Raw genomic sequence first — 18,769 nt, 5'->3', positions numbered from 1 at the left:
TCGGAATACCGAAGCGCAACGAACGCAGTGATCCGGCGCGTTATTCGGCGTTCGCACTGGCGACACGCCTGCCAGGCGCAGGCGCGTCCATCAATATTCTTCGATGGTGCGCGAGGTCCTTCCCGTGCTGATGCCGGCTTCATCGGTGTCTCCGATTACTGCCTTCGAAACTTCCCGTTAGCGATTGGGCTCAAGGTGGCTGCATATGGCGACGGGGACGAACCGTCGGTGACGCCGAATTGTCTACGGCACCTGACGACGTCGTACCTGGGAGCGATTTATCTGACGGAGATGGTGATGTTGCACAAAACGGTTATCGTGTTGTTGGCAGTTGCATGCGTTGGCTCGGTCTCGCCAACGGTGGCGTTGGCCCGTGGCGGCGGTGGTGGCCACGGCGGGGGCCTGGGTGGCGGCGGCGGCTTTGGCGGCGGCGCTTTCCACGGAGGTGGATTCGGCGGTGGCAGTTTCCATAGTGGCGGCTTCGGCGGAGGTTACCATGGTAGTGGCCTCGCCGGTGGATTCGGCGGTGGCAGTTTCCATGGGGGCGGCTTTGGCGGTGGTTACCATGGTAGTGGCCTCGCCGGTGGATTCCATGGTGGCGGTTTCCACAACGGTGGATTTCATGAGCACGGCTTCAGGCACCGGTGGGCCTATGGCTACGGCTTCTACCCGCATGGCTATAACTACTACGGTTACGACGATCCTTACGCCTACAACACCTACTACGACGGTTCTCATGGTGACCATGGTGGTTGCTCCATGGTTCGCCGACGCGTACACACCGCTTATGGTTGGCGCCAGCGCCACGTTCAGGTGTGCGGTTGATCGACCGTCGCACGTCCATTCCAATCACAATTTGACACGATCATCTGGCTGACCGCGTGATGGTCGCCGTGGGATCACCTGTTGGTCTCAGCGTATTCTCGCGCTGAGATCAATTCGCCAACGCCAAAGGCCACGCGTGGCCACGATAAGCGCGCTCAGGTCAATCGATCGTGCGCAGCTGATCGCATTGCCATGTCCGTGTCGGTGCCGGTTCATCGACTTCTCCGATCACTGCCTTCGAAATTTCCTGTTAGCCATCGGGAGCGATACGGCGCATATCCCGCGGCGAGCGGCCGGCGCTCCCGGATTTTCCACGGCATCCGCCGCCATAAAATATGACATGGAGACTTCATCATGCGCGTGTTCCCAATAGTTTGTGTGATGGGACTGTTGTCTACGACCGCACTAGCCGCACCTGCCGCGATGACACAGGATTCGGGCGCGCCCGTCGGCGACAACGAAAACTCGAAAACCGCCGGACCGGACGGCCCAGTGCTTCTGGAGGACTTCCACCTCATCGAGAAACTGGCCCGCTTCGACCGCGAGCGAATCCCCGAGCGTGTGGTCCATGCACGCGGGACCGGAGTGCAGGGCCTGTTCGTAGCCTCGGAAGATTTCTCTCGCTACACGAAGGCATCGCTGTTTGCCAAGCCGGGCAAGGAGACGCCAGTCCTCGTTCGCTTCTCGACAGTTATGGGGTACCGTGGTTCGCCCGAGGCCGCGCGCGATCCGCGCGGGTTCGCCGTCAAGTTCTACACGGATGAAGGCAACTGGGATCTGGTCGGTAACGATCTCCCTGTCTTCTTCATCAGGGATGCGATCAAATTCCCAGATTTCGTCCACGCCAACAAGCCATCGGCCGTCACCAATATCCAGGATCCGAACCTCGCGTTCGATTTCTTCTCCCGCACGCCCGAATCGACGAACATGCTGACGTATCTTTATTCCACCCAAGGCATGCCGGAGAGCTATCGCGAGATGGACGGATTCGGGGTCCATGCGTTCCGGCTCGTCAGCGCCCAGGGACAGCAGATCTTCGCCAAATTCCACTGGAAGAGCGAACTGGGATTGCACAACCTGACCCTGGAACAACAGCAGACTGCTGATCCGAACTATGCGACCCGGGATCTGTATGACAACATTCGTGCTGGCCATTTCCCGAAATGGGATCTGTACGTGCAGGTCCTGACGGCGGAGCAGGTCGCACAGCTTCCCTATGACGGCTTCGACGATACGAAGACCTGGGAAAACGTGCCGGAAACCAAGATCGGCACGATGACCCTGAACAAGGTGCCGGACAATTATTTCCAGTACACCGAACAATCGGCGTTCGCGCCGGGCGTCATGGTTCCCGGTATAGAACCGTCTCCGGACAAGATGCTGCAAGGCCGCCTGTTCGCCTATGCGGATACACAGCGCTACCGTATCGGGACGAACTATCAGGAATTGCCGGCCAATCGTCCGCTGGTGAAGGTCGCCAACAACAATCAGGACGGCACCATGAGTATCGCTCCGCAAGTTGGCGAAGTGAACTATGAGCCTTCCACCGCGAAGAAGGTGGGCGCCGTCACTCCGCAGCCTTCCTTCAGGTTGGGCGAGTACCCAGTGTCCGGGGTCGTGCAGCAAAAGGCGATCGCCAAGACCGATGATTTCGGCCAAGCCGGCAACCATTGGCGCTCCTTCAGCAAGGATGAGCAGGCTTATCTCGTCAAGGCCATGGCGGCCGATTTGAACCGTGTCTCCGACCATGGGATCAAGCTCCGGCAAGTCAGCTATTTCTATAAGGCCGACCGGGACTACGGCACGCAACTGGCGGAGGCGACCCATCTTGACGTGAACGAGGTTGCTGCCCTCGCCGCCAAGGTAGTGTCGTACTAAGGGCCTGCAGTTGTGCCATGTGCGAATGAGCTGCCGCGAGACAACCGCGGCAGCGATTATCAAGGACCCCAGATGAAACGCATACGAAACGCTTTCCTGCTCACCGCAGTGTTGCTTGCGCCTGCCGCATTGGCGGTCCCCGCATCGGCCGTCGTTCGCATGGCGGAATCGCAAGACGGCGCGGCGAACACGCTCGTGCAACACGACGCTGGCAGCCCGAGCCAGGAACATATCAAGGAATTATTCTTCGATGCCGCACGGAGTGGGCGCGACGACCTGCTCGGCGGCCTAATCCAGTCCGGTATGGATCCAGATGAGAGGGATCCGCGTGGCTACACGGCGTTGATCCTCGCTGCATACAACGGAAAGGGCGCCACGGTCGACTTTCTGATCCAGAAGGGAGCAAATCCTTGTGCAACAGACGCCAAAGGCAGCAGCAGCCTGATGGGTGTCGCGTTCAAGGGAGAGACCGAGATCGCACAGCGCCTGATCGTCGCTGGTTGCGATGTAAACGCGCGCAACAATGCGGGCCAAACTGCATTGATGATGGCGTCCATGTTTGGTCAGTTCGAAGTCGTGAAGCTGCTGCTCGAGAACGGAGCAAATCCGACGCTCCAAGATAACGCCGGCAACACAGCAATCATCTTGGCACAGCAACAGAGTAATCCGCGAATGGTTGCTCTGCTCACGAGGGTAGCCAAAGGCCAGTGATCACTACAATGAACATCACGTGGCGATTTGCATTCAACCATGGGGAGAGCCAAATGGCCGAACGCAAGGCTTCATCAAACAGGAACGAGACTCTCCATGCATAAGCCTATCTCAAAGGTGCATCTCGTCGGCATGGCCGGAAGCCTGCGCAAGGCGTCCTATTCATCCGCCATATTGTCTAACCTGAGGGATCATGTTGCCGCGATCGCAACGCTCGAAATCCGTGATCTGCATCTTCCACTCTATAGTGAGGATGACGATGGAGCGGCCACGCCAGAGGACGTGCGCGACTTTCGGCAAGCCATAGGCGCCTGCGACGGCCTTGTCATTGTCACGCCGGAATACAATCATGGCATTCCCGGCGTGCTGAAAAACGCGCTGGACTGGGCGTCGCGCCCGTTCGGGAGTTCCGTGCTGATCGGCAAGCCTGTCCTGGTCATGTCTGTTTCACCGGCCTTCACAGGTGGCGTGCGCGCCCATGCACAGGTCAACGAAACGCTGCTCGCGATCCAGGCGCGCATTGCTCCTGGTCCACAGGTCGTGATCGGCAGCGTCGCCGAGAAGATAAGAGACGGCATTCTGGTCGACGAATCCTGCCAGCGCTTTGCCCTGGCAGCTCTCGATCGTTTGACCGAGATGTCCCGAAGCCTGGAAGGTTCGTTACAGGCCTAGATGCGGTGCGCTCGCGCTGTCGGAAGCTGATCGCCGGTGGCGACCTGTGCGATGAGATTGGTTTCATAGGATCGGGCCAGATGGGCTTCGGCATGGCACGGCCTGCCGCAAATCTGGAATGAGAGAGACTCATCATAGCTCGCAGCCAGCGTCGTTCACGCCGGCGCAAGCGCCTTCGCGGTACGTGGAAGGCTTCTCCGGTTTGATTGTTCTTGAGCGTCGAACTCTGGACGTTCATGCCGACCTTCGCCGCCCAGATCGCCGTGGCGTTCGGGCCGGCGCCCCGTCCTGCATCGGCGAAAGCGGTGGGTGAGAGTTCCACTCTCTCCGCCGCAGACCATGCGCCGGAAAATTCGCATGCAAGATCCGCAACAGCCAGATCAGGCCCTTAGCCCCATCACAGGAGCTCTGGCAGTCGACGTGTTCGGGTTGGCGCTCGCGCTATCGTTCTTGCGGGCATCTGCTCAATTCCTTCATTTGGAAAAGCGAAATTCGCCGCGAACGTTTGTTCGCCCGATACCAGCAAAAATGCCAGCAAATCGGACGGCTGCGGTGAATTTTTACGTGTGTTTTCAATGCGTCGCGAAAATTTTCTCGTGAAAACCGGAATCGAACCAAAGGCTTAAGTTATTGTTATTATTTGTATTTTTTCCGTGGTGCCCCTGGCCGGAATCGAACCAGCACTCCTTGCGGAACTCGATTTTGAGTCGAGCGCGTCTACCAGTTCCGCCACAGGGGCCCTCGGTCGGTCCCAGGAAGGAGCCTCGCGAAGCCGGCGGACTATAGCCATGGAAAAACCGGGGTCAACCCGCGCCAAAGTGATCCCGGGCGTTCTCGACAGGGGCTTGGGCCGGGGTTAGAGCCTTAAAGCCAAGCCTGATCCGGAGAGGCCGCCGTGACGACCCAGAGTGCCGCAATACCTGTATTTCGACCGGCCACCAGCGCGCCTGCGCTGACCGCCTCGCTGGCGGTCACCCTGATCGCGGCGGCGACGATCGCGGGGGCCTGGTTCTTCCAGCTCGTCCTGGAGATCCTGCCCTGTCCGCTCTGTCTCGAGCAGCGCTACGCCTATTATCTAGCGATCCCGCTCGGTGCGCTCACGGCGCTGGCGGCGAGGGGCGGCGCGCCGCGGCCGTTGTTGCTGGCGGGGCTCGCGATCCTCGCGCTGGCGGCGCTCGCCAATGCCGGCCTCGGCACCTACCATTCCGGCGTCGAATGGGGATTTTGGAAGGGCCCGACCGATTGCACCGGTCCGGTCGTCAATCTCGGCAGTGCCGGCGATCTCCTGTCGCGGCTCGACACCGTCAAGGTGGTGCAGTGCGATGAGGTGCAGTGGCGCTTCCTCGGTCTCTCGCTGGCCGGCTACAACGTGCTGGTCTCGCTGCTGATGGCCGCGATCGCCGCCTGGGGCTTTGTGCGGACGGCAAAGCGCGCGTAATTACAGCACGCTTGCACCTTCGTGCTGGAAGCCGAGATAGCTGGCCGCCACCCGCTCGTTTGCCGCGATCTCGCTGGCCTTGCCGCTGAGCACGAACTCGCCGAGCTCCATCACATAGGCCTGGTCGGCGATCTTCAGCGCGGCCTGTGCGTTCTGCTCGACCAGTAGCACGGAGACGCCGCTGGCGCGCAGCTCGGTGATGATGCGGAAGATGTCGGCGACGATGATCGGTGCGAGACCGAGGCTCGGCTCGTCCAGCATCAAGAGCTTCGGGGCGCCCATCAGCGCGCGGCCCATCGCGAGCATCTGCTGCTCGCCGCCGGAGAGCGTGCCGGCGAACTGCTTGCGCCGCTCCTTCAGCCGCGGAAACAGCGCATAGACCTGCTCCATCGAAGCCCTGGCCTTGCTTCTCTCGATGCGGAAAGCGCCTAGCTCGAGATTGTCCTCGACATTCATGGTCACGAACAACTCGCGGTGCTCAGGCACGAGGCCAAGCCCCATTGCGACGCGGTCCTCGATATCGAGCCGGGCCAGGTCCTGGCCGGCAAAGGCGACACGGCCCTTCAACGGCAGGATGCCCATGATCGCCGACAGCAGCGTGGTCTTGCCGGCGCCGTTGGCGCCGACGATGGTGACGATCTCGTTCTCGCCGACCTCGAGCGCGACCGAGCGCACGGCTTCGACCTTGCCATAGGCGACATGCGCATCGGTGACGGACAACAGCGCGCTCATGCCGCCACTCCGAGATAGGCCTTGATCACTTCGGGATTGGTCTTGATCGTGGCGGGCGTGCCTTCCGCGATCTTGGTGCCGAAATCCAGCACCACGATGCGGTCGGCGAGATTCATCACAAAGCCCATGTCGTGCTCGACCAGCAGCACGCTCATGCCGCCGTCGCGCAGATCGCGCAGCAGTTTCGAAAGCTGCTGCTTTTCCATGTGGCGCAGGCCGGCGGCGGGCTCGTCGAGCAGCAGCAGCATCGGATCGACGCACAGGGCGCGGGCGATCTCGACGATGCGCTGTTGCCCGAGCGACAACGATCCTGCGAGCTGATGCATCTGATCGGCGAGGCCGACGCGCTCGATCTGGCGGGCGGCTTCCGCAAGCAGTTTTGCTTCATCGGCGCGGTCGAGCCGCAGCATCGAGGCGAGCGGCCCGGACTGGCCACGCAGATGCGCACCGATCGCGACATTCTCCAGCACGGTCATGTCGGGCACGAGCTTGACGTGCTGGAAGGTGCGCGAGATGCCGAGCTTGACGATCTCCTGCGGCGGCGCGCGATCCACTTTCTTGCCCAGCACCGAGATCGAGCCCGAGGTCGCGGACAGCACGCCGGTGATCAGGTTGAAGGTGGTGCTCTTGCCGGCGCCATTCGGGCCGATCAGCGCGACGATCTCGCGGGCCTGGACGTCGAAGGAGACGTTGTTGACTGCGATCACGCCACCAAATTGTTTGCGCGCCTTCTCGACCTGGAGCAGGACGCTTCCCTGGACGGCCGAGCGGGTGCGGGTCTCGAGCTTCAGCGAGGTGTCCGGCTTCCTGCCACTGGTGCGCTCGGGCAGGAACGACATCAGCCAGGGCCAGACGCCGCCGGGGGCGAGCTGGAGCAGCGCCACCAGCATGATGCCGAACACGATGGTCTCGAGCTGGCCCGAGCCGTGCAGGATCAGCGGCAGGTAGCTCTGCAGCACCTCTTTCAGGATCACGACGATCGCCGCGCCGAGCACGCCGCCCCAGACATAGCCGGCGCCGCCGACCACCGCGATGAAGAGATATTCGATGCCGGCGTGTGCGCCGAATGGCGTCGGCGTCACCGCGCGCTGCAGATGGGCGTAGAGCCAGCCGGAAAGGCCCGCGAGCACGGCGGCATGGATGAACACCAGCAGCTTGGCGCGCGGCGTGTGCACGCCGAACGCCTCTGCTGCCACATGGCCGCGCCGCAGCGCGCGGATGGCGCGGCCGGTGCGGGAGTCCAGCAGGTTCATCGTGAGCAGGGCCGAGATCAGGACCGCGACCCAGATCGCATAATAGATCGAACCGGGCGAGAGCATTTTGAACGCGCCGATCGACAGCGGCGGGATCGCCGAGATGCCGTCGTTACGCCCAAGGAATTCCAGCTTGCTGAAGAGGTAGAACAGGCCGAGCCCCCAGGCCAGCGTACCGAGCGGGAGATAGTGGCCCGAAAGCCGGACCGTAATCAGGCCGAGCAGCACCGCGAGCAATCCGCTGACGACGAGCGATAGCGGCAAGGTCAACCAAGGCGACAGGCCATAGGCCGTCGTCAGAACCGCCGTGGTGTAGGCGCCGAAGCCGACGAAGGCCGCCTGTCCAAACGAGGTCAGGCCACCGACACCGGTGAGCAGCACGAGGCCCATCGCGACCAGCGCGGCGAGGCCGATATTGTCGAGTAGCACGATCCAGAATGGCGGCATGCCCGGGACGAACGGGATCGCCGCCATGACGAGCGTGAAGATGATGATGGGAAGCCGGCTCTGCATCTTGGCGTCAGTCCTTCTCTTCCTCGGCGGCAGGTGCTGCGAGCGACCGCAGCAGCAGCACGGGGATCAGGAGCATGAACACGATCACCTCCTTGTAGTTGGAGGCATAGAAGGACGAGAACGCCTCGACGATGCCGACGAAGACGGCTGCGACCGCTGTGAGGGGATAGCTGACGAGGCCGCCGATGATTGCGGCGACAAAGCCCTTCAGGCCGATCAGGAAGCCCGAGTCATAATAGAGCGTCGTGATCGGCACGATCATGATGCCCGACAGCGCGCCGATGACGGAGGCCAGCAGGAAGGCGATCTGGCCCGACAGCGTGGTGCGGATGCCGGCGAGCCGCGCCCCGAGCCGGTTGACCGCGGTGGCGCGCAGCGCCTTGCCGTAAAGCGTCAGCCCGAAGAACAGCCAGAGCCCGACGATGAAGGCGATGGTGATGCCGTAGACGGTGAGGCTCTGGCCGGTGAAGCGCAGCGAGCCTGCGGTGAAGGCGCCGGAGAGCACCGCCGGTCCGCGCTGGCCCTCGGCGCCGAAGAACAAGAGGCCCAGCCCCTGCAGCGCCAGATGCACACCGACCGAGGCGATCAGCAGGACCAGCACCGAGGTGTGTGCCAGCGGCTGGAACGCGATGCGGTAGAGATAGAGGCCGATCATGGCCACGATCACCAGCGACAGCGCGATGCAGACCGCGACCGGCGGCTTCTGGGCAGCGAAGTAAATCGTCAGCGCCAGCACGATCGCCGGCAGCACGATGTTGGCGAGGACGCTGCGCAGGATCAGCCGGCCATGCAGCGCCTTACGGGCCACGAACAGGTCGAAGGCGCAGGCGCCGATGCCCATCGCCAATGCAAGCTTCGCCGTACCCGGCATCTGGCCCGAGGCCAGCGAGGCATAAGTCAGCGCGCCATAGGTGACGAATTCGCCCTGGGGGATGAGGATGACGCGGGTGACGGCGAACACCAGCACCAGCGCCAGGCCGAGCAGCGCATAGATCGCGCCATTGGTGATGCCGTCCTGCAGCAGGAACAGCATGATGGTGGTGTTCAAGACCGGACGCTCCCCCTCAACGATCCGGACCGGTCGCCGCGATCGCGGTGGATGGTCCGTTCACAGCCATTGAAATACGCTGACGATATTTGATATGATCCATAACAATTATCAAATATAATCTCAAGGGCAGCGAACGACCCGGCCCGAATTTAGCGGGATTGCGAGCACGAGGCGATGACCGTTTCCAAAACCGCTGAAAAGTCTTCTGAAAAGCTGTCCGACGCGGCCAAGGGCCGCAAGGATACCGCCGAAGGGCAGGTGCAGGGTTCTGCCGAAGCCCTCCAGCTCGGCGAGCTCTCGGAACAGCTCGGCTACGTGCTGAAGCGGGCGCAGCTCAAGGTGTTCGAGAACTTTTTGCGCTGCATGGCCTCGCTCCAGCTGACGCCGGCGCAGTTTTCGGTGCTGCTGCTGGTTGAGAAGAACCCGGGCCGTAACCAGACCGAGATCGCCTCCACCCTCGGCATCCTCAGGCCGAATTTCGTGGCCCTGCTCGACAATCTCGAAAGCCGCGACCTCTGCGCCCGGATCCGCTCGACCAACGACCGCCGTTCGCACATCCTGGTTTTGACCGACAAGGGCAAGGCCGTGCTGACGCGCGCCAAGAAGCTCGTCGCCACCAAGCACGAGTCACGGCTCAACGAGCTGCTCGGACAGGCCAACCGCGAAGCCCTGCTCGAGATGCTGTCGAAGATCGCCAACGAGTTTTGAGACGGCGACCTCTCCGTCGGTCGTCATGCCCGGGCTTTGTCCCGGGCATCCACGTTCTTGGCGCGGCTGTAAAGTCGTGGATGGCCGGGACAAGCCCGGCCATGACGGGGAAGATATCCAAGGTCTCAGTCGACCAGGATCACCCTGATGTCGTTGACGTTCGTCAGCGTCGGGCCGGGCAGCAAGAGATCGCCGGTCGCCTCGAAGAACGTCGTCGCGTCGTTGTTGTCGAGATACGCCTGCGGCGCGAGCCCCAGCGCCTTCATCTTCGCAAACGTCGCCGCATCGATCATTGCGCCGGCGGGGTCGGTGGGATGGCCGGCGCCGCCGTCGGCGCCGTCGGTGTCGCCGGCGAGTGCCGAGATGTCAGGTGTGTCCTTCAGCAGCCCGGCGAGCGCCAGCGCGTATTCCTGGTTGGGGCCACCGCGGCCATTACCGCGCACGGTCACCGTGAGCTCACCGCCGGAGAGGATCGCGACGCGCTTGCCTTGCGCGCGGGCCGCGAGAGCGAGCCTGGCGTGATCGGCGGCGACCTCGCGCGCCTCGCCCTCGAGATCGGCGCCGAGATCGATGGTCTCGTAGCCGGCGTCCTTCGCGAGCTTCACCGCGGCGTCGAGCGACTGCTTCGGACGCGCGATCAACTCGAAATGCGCGCGCGCGAAGGCGGCGTCACCAGGCTTGGCGCTTTCGTTGGCGGGATCGTCGAGCGCACGGCGCACCGCATCGTCAATGGCGAGCTTGTACTTTGCCACGATCGCGCGCGCATCGGCCAGCGTGGTCGGATCGGGTACGGTCGGGCCTGAGGCGATCGCGGAGGGGTCGTCATGCGGCACGTCGGAGATCGCGAGCGTCACGATCTCGGCGGCGTTTTGGCCTGCGCGCGCCAGCCGCCCGCCCTTGATGCGCGAGAGATGTTTGCGCACGGTGTTCATCTCGCCGATCGGCGCGCCCGAGCGCAGCAGTGCCTTGTTGACCGCCTGCTTCTGCGCAAAGCTGATGCCGTCCACCGGTGCGATCCAGTTCGCCGAGCCGCCGCCGGTGAGCAGCACCAGCAGCAGATCGTCAGGCCCGGCTTCGCCCGCGAGCGCGAGCGTGTCGGCGGCGCCCTTCAAGCCGGCTTCGTCAGGCACGGGATGGCCGGCCTCGACGACGCGGATGCGGCGCGTCGGCACGCCGTAGCCATGGCGCGTGGTGGCGACGCCGATGAGCCGCTCCGGCGCGAGCTTGAGCGTGTCGAGATAATGCCGCTCCGCAGCTGCGGCCATCGCGGCCGCGCCCTTGCCGGCGGCGAGGCAGATCACGCGTCCCTTGGGCGCGGGGCGCAGATGCGGCGCCAGGATCGTGTTGGGATGGGCGGCGGCAACGGCGGCGTCGTAGAGCGCGCGGAGCAGGGGGCGTCGGTCGGTCATGACGAAAAGCCTTGAGCAGACGGAAGAGGCTGGCGACAAACGCCGCCTATCACATGCCTACCGCATCAGGCGTGAGAGCGTAAGCAGGCTTTACCATCATTCGATTGTGCAATCGCGTGATCATAATCCGCGCGCAAGCAAAAGCCCCCTGCGCTGGCTTCGCAGGGGGCTTTCCATTCTCAATTTGCGGACGGCTAGCCGCCGACGTCGGCGCTGATGACGTCGCCGAACAGATCCCACTTCTCGCCCTTGAACCGCTCGAGCCGGAGCTGGCTGATCGGCGCAAAGTCGGTTGCGGAGGTGTTGATCTGGATGCCCGGCAGCAGCACTTCGGTGCGATAATCCTTCAGGCTGGCGGCCTGCTTCATGATGTTCGCACGCGTAAGATCATCGCCGCACTGCTTCAGTACCTGAACCAGGGTCTGCGCCACGCCGTAACCGACGATGGTGCCGTGGTCGAGCTTGTGGCCGTCGGGGAAATATTTGGTCATGAAGGCGAGGAAGTCCTTCATGCCGGGATCATTGTTCCACTCCGGGTCCGATACGTCCTTGAGATAATCGGCCGAGATGATGTCCTGCGAGTTCTCGAACCCCGCCGGCTTGAGCACGCTGCCGACGGAAGCCGAGACGTTGTTGAGGAAGTGCAGCGGCTTCCAGCCGATCTCGGCGACCTTCTTGATCGCCTGGGCCGCGAATTTCGGCGTCGTGATGTTCATGAAGACGTTGGCGCCGGTCGACTTCAGCTTGACGATATGGTTGTCGATTGTCGGCTCGGAGGTCTCATAGCTCTCCTCCGCAACGATCATCGAGGCGGCCTTGGCCCCCAAGCCGTCCTTCAGGCCCTTGAGATAGTCCTTGCCGTAATCGTCGTTCTGGAAGAGCACGGCGATCTTGGCGTCAGGCTTGTTCTTGAGCAGCCACTTTGCGTAGATCTGCGTTTCGCTCTGGTAATTGGGCTGCCAGCCCATGGTCCAGGGGAAGTTTTGCGGATCGTTCCACTTGGTGGCGCCGGTGGCGACGAACAGCTGCGGCACCTTCTTCGAGTTCATATATTTGTGGATCGCCGAGTTCGGCGGCGTGCCGAGCGAGTTGAAGATGAACAGCACCTCGTCGCTTTCGACCAGCTTGCGCGCCTGCTCCACCGTCTTCGGCGGCGAGTAGGCATCGTCATAGGAGATGTAGTTGATCTTGCGGCCGTTGATGCCGCCTTCGTCGTTGATCTTCTTGAAATAGGCGGCCTCGGTCCGCCCGATGATGCCGTAGGCGGAAGCCGGTCCGCTGTAGGGCATGATGTTGCCGATCTTGATCTCGGTATCGGTCGCGCCGGTATCGTATTTCTTCTGGGCCGATGCGATGGAGGTCGAGGCCGCAATGAGCGCGAGCGCCAGTGAGGCGGCCGCAAGCTTGCCGGTGACAGCGGGCATTCCTATCTCCCTATTCTCTTGGTGTGTGCGCGCTCCTTTTCTTGCCCTGATTGTTTTTGGCGGCGCGGCCGCAATTCAATACGATTTGTATGACGTCTTCAACAGAAAGCCCCTGCGACGGCGTCGCAGGGGCTGCTTCTTTAGTAGTCATTTGGGGGAGGCTTCAGCCGCCGACATCGCCGCTGATGACGTCACCGAACAGTTCCCAAGTCTCGCCCTTGAACCGTTCCAGCTGCAACTGCGAGAGGGGCGCGAAGTCGGTTGGACTGGTGTTAACCTTGACTCCCGGAAGCAGTCCGCCGGGTTCGAAATCCCTCAAGCTCGCGGCCTGCTTCATGACGTTCGCGCGGGTGAGATCGTCGCCGCAAGCCTTCAACACCTGCACCAGCCCCTGCGAGACGATGTAGCCGTACATGACCGAGGCATCGGCCCGGTTCGCCTCGGGATAATATTTGTCCAGGAATTCGTTCCAGGCCTTCATGCTCGCGTCGTTCTTCCATTGCGGATCAGTAGGGTCCTTGAAATATTGGGAGGAGATGATGCCCTGCGCGTTCTCGAAACCCGCCGGCTTGATCACGCTGCCGATCGATGCCGACACGTTGTTGAGGAAATGCAGCGGCTTCCATCCGATCTCGGCGACCTTCTTGATCGCCTGGGCCGCGAATTTCGGCGTGGTGATGTTGAAGAACACGTCGGCGCCGGTCGACTTCATCTTGACGATGTGGGAATCGATCGTCGGTTCGGAAACTTCATAGCTTTCCTCGATCACGATCATCGAGGCGTTCTTGGCGCCAAGTCCGTCCTTAAAGCCCTTGAGATAGTCCTTGCCGTAGTCGTCGTTTTGATAGAGCACAGCGATCTTCGCATCCGGATGGTTCTTCAGCATGTATTTGGCGTAGATCTGCGATTCGCTCTGGTAGTTGGGTTGCCAGCCCATCGTCCAGGGGAAGTTTTGCGGGTCGTTCCACTTGGTGGCGCCGGTGGCGACGAAGAGCTGCGGCACCTTCTTCGAGTTCATGTATTTCTGAATCGCGGAGTTCGGCGGCGTGCCGAGCGAGTTGAAGATCAGCAGCACTTCGTCGCTCTCGACGAGCTTGCGGGCCTGTTCGACCGTCTTCGGTGGCGAGTAGGCATCGTCATAGGAGATGTAGTTGATCTTGCGGCCGTTGATGCCGCCTTCGTCGTTGATCTTCTTGAAATAGGCGGCCTCGGTCCGCCCGATGACGCCGTAGGCGGAGGCCGGTCCGCTGTAGGGCATGATGTTGCCGATCTTGATCTCGGTATCGGTCGCGCCGGTATCGTATTTCTTCTGGGCCGAGGCGATGGAGGTCGAGGCCGCAATGAGCGCGAGCGCCAGTGAGGCGGCCGCAAGCTTGCCGGTGACAGCGGACATTCCTATCTCCCTATTCTCCTGGTGTGTGCGCGCTCCTTTTCTTGCCCTGATTGTTTTTGGCGGCGCGGCCGCAATTCAATACGATTTACCTGGACCCTTCAACAGAAAGCCCCCGCGACAGCGTCGCAGGGGCTGCGTCTTTAGTAGTCAGGGATGCCTGTGCAACTGCGAGAAGGCGAGACCGTCTGAGTTGCCTGATGGCAGTCGGGCTATTCTGAGTTGCGATCAGTGGCCGAGGTCGCTCGAGATGATGTCGCCGAACAATTCCCACGACTTGCCCTTGAACCGCATCATCTGGAGCTGCTCGATCGGCGCGAAATTGTCGGCTGCGGTGCTGATCTTGATGCCGGGCAGCAGCGTGTCCGGCTGAAAGTCCCTCAAGCTCGCCGCCTGCTTCATGATGTTGTCGCGGGTGAGGTTGTCGCCGCACATCTGCAGCACTTTCGTCATGGTCTGGGCCGCGGCATAGCCGAACACCACGCCGGCTTCGAGCTTGTTGGCCTTCGGATCGAACTCCGCGAGGAAGTCGTAGAACCTCTTCATGCCGTCATCGGCGTTCCATTGCGGGTCAGAGCCGTCCTTGAGGTAGCTCGCCGACAGGATGCCTTGCGAGATCTCGAAGCCGGCCGGCTCGATCACGCCGCCGACGGACGCCGAGACGTTGGAGATGATGTGCATCGGATGCCAGTTGATCTCGGCCGCCTTCTTGATCGCTTGCGCCGCGAATTTCGGCGTGGTGATGCTGATGAAGACGTCGGCGCCCGAGGCCTTCAGCTTCACGATGTGCTCATCGACCGCTGGCTCCGAGGTGTCGTAGGGCTCCTCGAGCACGATCATCGCGGCCTTGGCGCCGAGCCCGTCCTTCAGCCCCTTCAGATAGTCCTTGCCGAAATCGTCGTTCTGGAAGAGCACGCCGATCTTCGCGTCGGGCTTCTCCTTCATGATGTACTTGGCGTAGATCTTGGCCTCGCTCGCGTAGCTCGGCTGCCAGCCCATGGTCCAGGGATATTGCTTGGGATCGTTCCACTTCGAGGCGCCGCTCGCCACGAACAATTGCGGCACCTTCTTCTCGTTCATGTATTTGCGGATGGCGCCGTTAGTGGAGGTGCCGAGCGAGCCGAAGATCAGCAGCACGTTGTCGCTCTCGACCAGCTTGCGCGCCTGTTCCACCGTCTTCGGCGGCGAGTAAGCATCGTCATATGAGATGAACTTGATCTTGCGGCCGTTGACGCCGCCCTCGGCATTGACCTTGTCGAAATAGGCCTCCTCGGCCTTGCCGATCGCGGCGTAGGCCGAGGCCGGGCCGCTATAGGGCATGATGTTGCCGATTTTGATCTCGGTATCGGAGGCGCCGGTGTCGTAGGACTTCTGTGCCAGCGCGGGATTGCTCATCGCAGTGCACAACGCGAATGCGGCCGAAATCACCGCAACCTGAAATCGAACGGCAGTCATTGCTCTCCCACCCCACCTGGATCGGCGTCGCATTGAACAAGATTGATGCACGACGTCAACAAAAAGCCCCCGCGACCGATCGCGGGGGCTTCTTTATGGTTGGACTATTGCGTCAGCTTGTCACTCGGAGGCGATGTCGCCGCTGATGATTTCGCCGAAAAGTTCCCATCTCTCGCCCTTGAAGCGCTGCATCTGGAGCTGCGCGATCGGGGCAAAGTCGGTGGCGCTGGTATTGAGCTTGACGCCGGGCAACATGGTGTCCGGGACAAAATCCTTCAGGCTCGCCGCCTGCTTCATCAGGTTGGTGCGGGTGAGATCGTCACCGCACATCTCCAGTACCTTGGCCAATGTCGACGCTGCGCCGTAGCCGTAGACCATGCTGGTGTCGGACTTGTCGGCGCCCGGCATGTACTTGTCGACGAACTCGTTCCACCTCTTCATGCCGGGGTCGTTGGCCCATTGCGGGTCCGTGGAGTCCTTGGCATAGGCCGCCGACAGCACGTTCTGCGAGGCCTCGAAGCCGGCCGGCTTCATCACGCTGCCGACCGAGATCGAGACGTTGGTGAGGATCTGGAGCGGCTTCCAGTTGAGCTCGGCCGTCTTCTTGATGGTCTGGGCCGCGAACTTCGGCGTCGCATAGATCAGCAGCACGTCGGGATTGGCGGCCTTGATCTTGACGATGTGACCGTCGATCGACGGCTCGGACACTTCATAGCTCTCCTCCATGATGATGGCCGAGGAGGCCTTGGCACCGAGACCGTCCTTGGTGCCCTTGAGGTAGTCTTTGCCGAAATCGTCGTTCTGATAGAGGATCGCGACCTTGGCGCCGGGCTTTTCCTTCATCAGCCATTTCGCGTAGATCTGCGCTTCGCTCTGGTAGGAGGGCTGCCAGCCCATGGTCCAGGGGAAGTTCTTCGGGTCGTTCCACTTGGTGGCGCCGGTGGCGACGAACAGCTGCGGGATCTTCTTGGCGTTGAGGTACTTCTGGATGGCGGAATTCGAGGGCGTGCCGAGCGGGTTGAACACGGCGAGCACCTCGTCGCTCTCGACCAGCTTGCGGACCTGCTCGACCGCTTTCGGCGGCGAATAGCCGTCGTCATAGGTGACGAAGTTGATCTTGCGGCCGTTGATGCCGCCCTTGTCGTTGATCATCTTGAAATAGGCTTCTTCGGTCTTGCCGATGATGCCATAGGCCGACGCCGGGCCGCTGTACGGCATGATGTTGCCGATCTTGATCTCGGTGTCGGACGCGCCGGTGTCGTATTTCTTTTGGGCGAGTGCTGCGCCGGAGGTGAGGGTCGCGACCGCCGATACGAGTGCGGTGGTTCGCAGTGTTCTTCCGAAAAACAAATTTAGTCTCCTTGCTTAATTGAACAGTTTCAGTTTTTCCTGAGCCGTCCGGCGAGTTGCTGGCCCAGGATTGCGACTTGCCTCGCGCCGTGCGGCACGAGGTAGATGACCAGGAACAGGAGCACGCCGAACACGGCGCCGGAGAGGCCCTTGGAGATGCCCTCCGCGATGTTCGGCACGAAGATGATGAAGGCGGCGCCGACGATCGAGCCGGGCAGCCAGCCGACGCCGCCGACGACCATGCCGAGGAACAGCTGGATCGCGAGCGTGATGGTGAAGCTGTCGGGCGCGACGAACTGCACCGCGATGGCGCTCAAGCCGCCGGCGACGCCGGTGATGGCGGCGGAGACGCCGAAGGCGAGCGTCTTGTACAGTGCAACATTGACGCCCATGGCCGAGGCCGCGATCTCGTTGTCGCGGATCGCCATGAAGGCGCGGCCCGAGCGGGAGCGCAACAGGTTCACCGAGAAGATGTAGATCGCGAGCACGACGACGAGCGTGAAATAATACAGCCACATGTCCTGCGACATCGGCAGGCCGAACGGCGCATCCGGCTTGGTGACGACCAGGCCCTGCACGCCGCCGGTCCATTTTTCGAGGAAGTTCAGCTTCAGGAGCTGCGGCATCGCGGTGGCGAGCGCGAAGGTCGCGAGCGCCAGGTAGACGCCGGAGAGCCGCAGCGCCGGCTGGCCGAACAGGAAGCCCGCACCGAAGCAAACCACGCCCGCGACCGGCAGGCAGAGGAAGTACGGGATGTTGAACTGCTCCATCATCACCGCGGTGACGTAGGCGCCGATGCCGTAGAACGCGCTCTGGCCGAGCGAGAATTGGCCGGAGCCGCCGGTCAGGATGTTCAGCGCCAGTACGGCGAGGCCCAGATACAGCAACTGGGTCAGCTGGAAGATCACGAAGTTCTTCGCGAACAGCGGAACGGCGATCAGAAGCAACAGCACCACCAGCGAGGTGCCGGTGCCCAGCGTCATGGCCCGCTTTGGAACGGCCTCGACCGCTGGGGCTTCGGTGACGACGTCTTCAACTGCGCTCATGATCAAACTCGCTTGACGATTTGCCGGCCGAACAGACCAGCGGGTTTGACGACCAGGACGGAGATGATCAGCGCGAGCGCGATCGGGAGTTTCAGCTCGTTGCCGACGCCGGGGATGTAGGTGCCGGCGAGATTCTCGAAGATGCCGACCAGGAAGCCGCCGACCACGGCGCCGAACGGGCTGGTCAGCCCGCCGAGCACGGCTGCGGCGAAGCCGTAGATCAGCACCCCGCCCATCATGTTGGGCTCGAGGAACACGACAGGGGCAATCAGCATGCCGGCGATCGCGCCGATCGCGGTCGCCATGCCCCAGCCGAGCGCGATCATCCAGGAGGTGTTGATGCCGACCAGCCGCGCCGATTCAGGCACCGACGCGGCCGCGCGCATGGCAAGGCCGATCCGGGTGTACTGGAAGAAGAAATAGAGACCGAGCAGCAGCAGCACGGTGACGCCGATCATGCCGGCCTGGTGGGTCGAGATCAGCTGACTGCCGAGGAACGGCGAGGAGCCGAACGGGGTCGGATATTGCTTGATGGTGAAGTCCCAGATCAGGCCGGCCGAGGAGTTGATGATCGCAAACAGCGCGATGAAGCCGGCGACATTGGTCAGAACAGGCGCTTTCGCCAGCGGCTTGAACAGGATGCGCTCGATCGCGATGCCGCCGACGAAGGAGAGCGCCAGCGTGATCACGAACGCGGCCCAATAGGGCACGCCCCATTGCATCAGCTGCCAGGAGATGAAGGTCGAGAACATCGCCATCTCGCCCTGCGCGAAGTTGAGATGGTCGATGGCCTGGTAGATCATGACCACCGCGAGCGCCATGCAGGCGTAGATGGCGCCCGTGGCAATCCCGGCCAGGACCTGGTTGGTAAACAGTTCCATTGTCCCGGCTCCTAAATCATGCCGAATTCGGGT

The 18,769-nt window shown here is 62.1% G+C and carries 16 protein-coding genes and 1 tRNA gene; 6 read left to right on the top strand and 11 right to left on the bottom strand.

Annotated elements, in window-relative coordinates:
• The first annotated feature begins 27 nt into the window (after positions 1-27).
• The 4 genes from ACP2YP_RS36270 (at position 28) to ACP2YP_RS36255 (ending at position 4,086) form a co-directional block, all read left to right on the top strand.
• The gene (locus tag ACP2YP_RS36270; protein WP_426421096.1) at positions 28-825 is read left to right on the top strand and encodes a hypothetical protein; all 798 of its coding nucleotides are present in this window, start codon (positions 28-30) and stop codon (positions 823-825) included.
• Positions 826-1,179: 354 nt separating this feature from the next.
• Entirely contained in the window at positions 1,180-2,703 is a 1,524-nt protein-coding gene (locus tag ACP2YP_RS36265; protein WP_426421095.1) for a catalase, read from the top strand.
• A 72-nt stretch (positions 2,704-2,775) separates the two neighbouring features.
• The gene (locus tag ACP2YP_RS36260) at positions 2,776-3,414 is read left to right on the top strand and encodes an ankyrin repeat domain-containing protein (protein WP_426421094.1); all 639 of its coding nucleotides are present in this window, start codon (positions 2,776-2,778) and stop codon (positions 3,412-3,414) included.
• A gap of 96 nt (positions 3,415-3,510) precedes the next feature.
• Entirely contained in the window at positions 3,511-4,086 is a 576-nt protein-coding gene (locus ACP2YP_RS36255) for an NADPH-dependent FMN reductase (RefSeq protein ID WP_426421093.1), read from the top strand.
• 654 nt (positions 4,087-4,740) lie between these two features.
• Here ACP2YP_RS36255 and ACP2YP_RS36250 read toward each other — a convergent pair.
• Positions 4,741-4,825, bottom strand: a tRNA-Leu gene (locus tag ACP2YP_RS36250).
• 156 nt (positions 4,826-4,981) lie between these two features.
• On the opposite strand from ACP2YP_RS36250, the gene ACP2YP_RS36245 reads away from it, so the two are divergent.
• Entirely contained in the window at positions 4,982-5,524 is a 543-nt protein-coding gene (locus tag ACP2YP_RS36245) for a disulfide bond formation protein B (RefSeq protein WP_426421092.1), read from the top strand.
• On the opposite strand, the gene ACP2YP_RS36240 is transcribed toward ACP2YP_RS36245, so the two are convergent.
• From ACP2YP_RS36240 to ACP2YP_RS36230, 3 genes are read right to left on the bottom strand one after another with little or no spacing between them, the layout of a single operon-like run.
• A complete protein-coding gene (locus ACP2YP_RS36240; protein ID WP_426421091.1) occupies positions 5,525-6,256 on the bottom strand; it encodes an ABC transporter ATP-binding protein in 732 nt (243 codons plus the stop codon).
• On the bottom strand, positions 6,253-8,022 hold the full coding sequence (locus ACP2YP_RS36235) for an ABC transporter permease subunit (protein WP_426421090.1): 1,770 nt from the start codon (positions 8,020-8,022) through the stop codon (positions 6,253-6,255). Before ACP2YP_RS36235 ends, ACP2YP_RS36240 begins: the two co-directional genes overlap by 4 nt.
• Positions 8,023-8,029: 7 nt before the next feature.
• The gene (locus ACP2YP_RS36230) at positions 8,030-9,070 is read right to left on the bottom strand and encodes a branched-chain amino acid ABC transporter permease (RefSeq protein WP_426421089.1); all 1,041 of its coding nucleotides are present in this window, start codon (positions 9,068-9,070) and stop codon (positions 8,030-8,032) included.
• 177 nt (positions 9,071-9,247) lie between these two features.
• On the opposite strand from ACP2YP_RS36230, the gene ACP2YP_RS36225 reads away from it, so the two are divergent.
• Positions 9,248-9,781, top strand: a complete 534-nt coding sequence (locus ACP2YP_RS36225) for a MarR family winged helix-turn-helix transcriptional regulator (RefSeq protein WP_426421088.1) — start codon at positions 9,248-9,250, stop codon at positions 9,779-9,781.
• Between the two features lie 125 nt (positions 9,782-9,906).
• Here the strand turns inward: ACP2YP_RS36225 and ACP2YP_RS36220 are convergent, their stop codons facing one another.
• From ACP2YP_RS36220 to ACP2YP_RS36190, 7 genes are all read right to left on the bottom strand, one after another.
• Entirely contained in the window at positions 9,907-11,190 is a 1,284-nt protein-coding gene (locus tag ACP2YP_RS36220; RefSeq protein WP_426421087.1) for a glycerate kinase type-2 family protein, read from the bottom strand.
• A 194-nt stretch (positions 11,191-11,384) separates the two neighbouring features.
• Positions 11,385-12,614: an ABC transporter substrate-binding protein gene (locus ACP2YP_RS36215; RefSeq protein ID WP_426421086.1), complete on the bottom strand. Its 1,230-nt coding sequence runs from the start codon at positions 12,612-12,614 to the stop codon at positions 11,385-11,387.
• Positions 12,615-12,777: 163 nt separating this feature from the next.
• A complete protein-coding gene (locus ACP2YP_RS36210; protein ID WP_426421085.1) occupies positions 12,778-14,007 on the bottom strand; it encodes an ABC transporter substrate-binding protein in 1,230 nt (409 codons plus the stop codon).
• Between the two features lie 225 nt (positions 14,008-14,232).
• Positions 14,233-15,459 (bottom strand): ABC transporter substrate-binding protein, encoded by a 1,227-nt coding sequence (locus ACP2YP_RS36205; RefSeq protein ID WP_426421084.1) that lies wholly within the window; start codon positions 15,457-15,459, stop codon positions 14,233-14,235.
• Positions 15,460-15,579: 120 nt separating this feature from the next.
• Positions 15,580-16,809, bottom strand: coding sequence for an ABC transporter substrate-binding protein (locus ACP2YP_RS36200; protein ID WP_426421083.1), 1,230 nt, complete (start codon positions 16,807-16,809; stop codon positions 15,580-15,582).
• A gap of 29 nt (positions 16,810-16,838) precedes the next feature.
• Positions 16,839-17,855, bottom strand: a complete 1,017-nt coding sequence (locus tag ACP2YP_RS36195; protein ID WP_426421082.1) for a branched-chain amino acid ABC transporter permease — start codon at positions 17,853-17,855, stop codon at positions 16,839-16,841.
• Positions 17,856-17,857: 2 nt separating this feature from the next.
• On the bottom strand, positions 17,858-18,736 hold the full coding sequence (locus ACP2YP_RS36190) for a branched-chain amino acid ABC transporter permease (RefSeq protein ID WP_426421081.1): 879 nt from the start codon (positions 18,734-18,736) through the stop codon (positions 17,858-17,860).
• Positions 18,737-18,769 lie beyond the last annotated feature (33 nt).

Source organism: Bradyrhizobium genosp. A, assembly GCF_049949275.1.
Taxonomy (GTDB): Bacteria; Pseudomonadota; Alphaproteobacteria; order Rhizobiales; family Xanthobacteraceae; genus Bradyrhizobium.
The sequence above is the reverse complement of the archived record's forward strand: the minus strand, read 5'-3'. Positions and strand labels throughout refer to the sequence as shown.

Excerpts from the sequence above, each read along its gene's own strand:
- ACP2YP_RS36265 (WP_426421095.1), top strand. The coding sequence starts at position 1,180 with ATGCGCGTGTTCCCAATAGTTTGTGTGATGGGACTGTTGTCTACGACC.
- ACP2YP_RS36260 (WP_426421094.1), top strand. The coding sequence starts at position 2,776 with ATGAAACGCATACGAAACGCTTTCCTGCTCACCGCAGTGTTGCTTGCG.
- ACP2YP_RS36255 (WP_426421093.1), top strand. The coding sequence starts at position 3,511 with ATGCATAAGCCTATCTCAAAGGTGCATCTCGTCGGCATGGCCGGAAGC.
- ACP2YP_RS36240 (WP_426421091.1), bottom strand. The coding sequence starts at position 6,256 with ATGAGCGCGCTGTTGTCCGTCACCGATGCGCATGTCGCCTATGGCAAG.
- ACP2YP_RS36235 (WP_426421090.1), bottom strand. The coding sequence starts at position 8,022 with ATGCAGAGCCGGCTTCCCATCATCATCTTCACGCTCGTCATGGCGGCG.
- ACP2YP_RS36225 (WP_426421088.1), top strand. The coding sequence starts at position 9,248 with ATGACCGTTTCCAAAACCGCTGAAAAGTCTTCTGAAAAGCTGTCCGAC.
- ACP2YP_RS36220 (WP_426421087.1), bottom strand. The coding sequence starts at position 11,190 with ATGACCGACCGACGCCCCCTGCTCCGCGCGCTCTACGACGCCGCCGTT.
- ACP2YP_RS36215 (WP_426421086.1), bottom strand. The coding sequence starts at position 12,614 with ATGCCCGCTGTCACCGGCAAGCTTGCGGCCGCCTCACTGGCGCTCGCG.
- ACP2YP_RS36210 (WP_426421085.1), bottom strand. The coding sequence starts at position 14,007 with ATGTCCGCTGTCACCGGCAAGCTTGCGGCCGCCTCACTGGCGCTCGCG.
- ACP2YP_RS36205 (WP_426421084.1), bottom strand. The coding sequence starts at position 15,459 with ATGACTGCCGTTCGATTTCAGGTTGCGGTGATTTCGGCCGCATTCGCG.
- ACP2YP_RS36195 (WP_426421082.1), bottom strand. The coding sequence starts at position 17,855 with ATGAGCGCAGTTGAAGACGTCGTCACCGAAGCCCCAGCGGTCGAGGCC.
- ACP2YP_RS36190 (WP_426421081.1), bottom strand. The coding sequence starts at position 18,736 with ATGGAACTGTTTACCAACCAGGTCCTGGCCGGGATTGCCACGGGCGCC.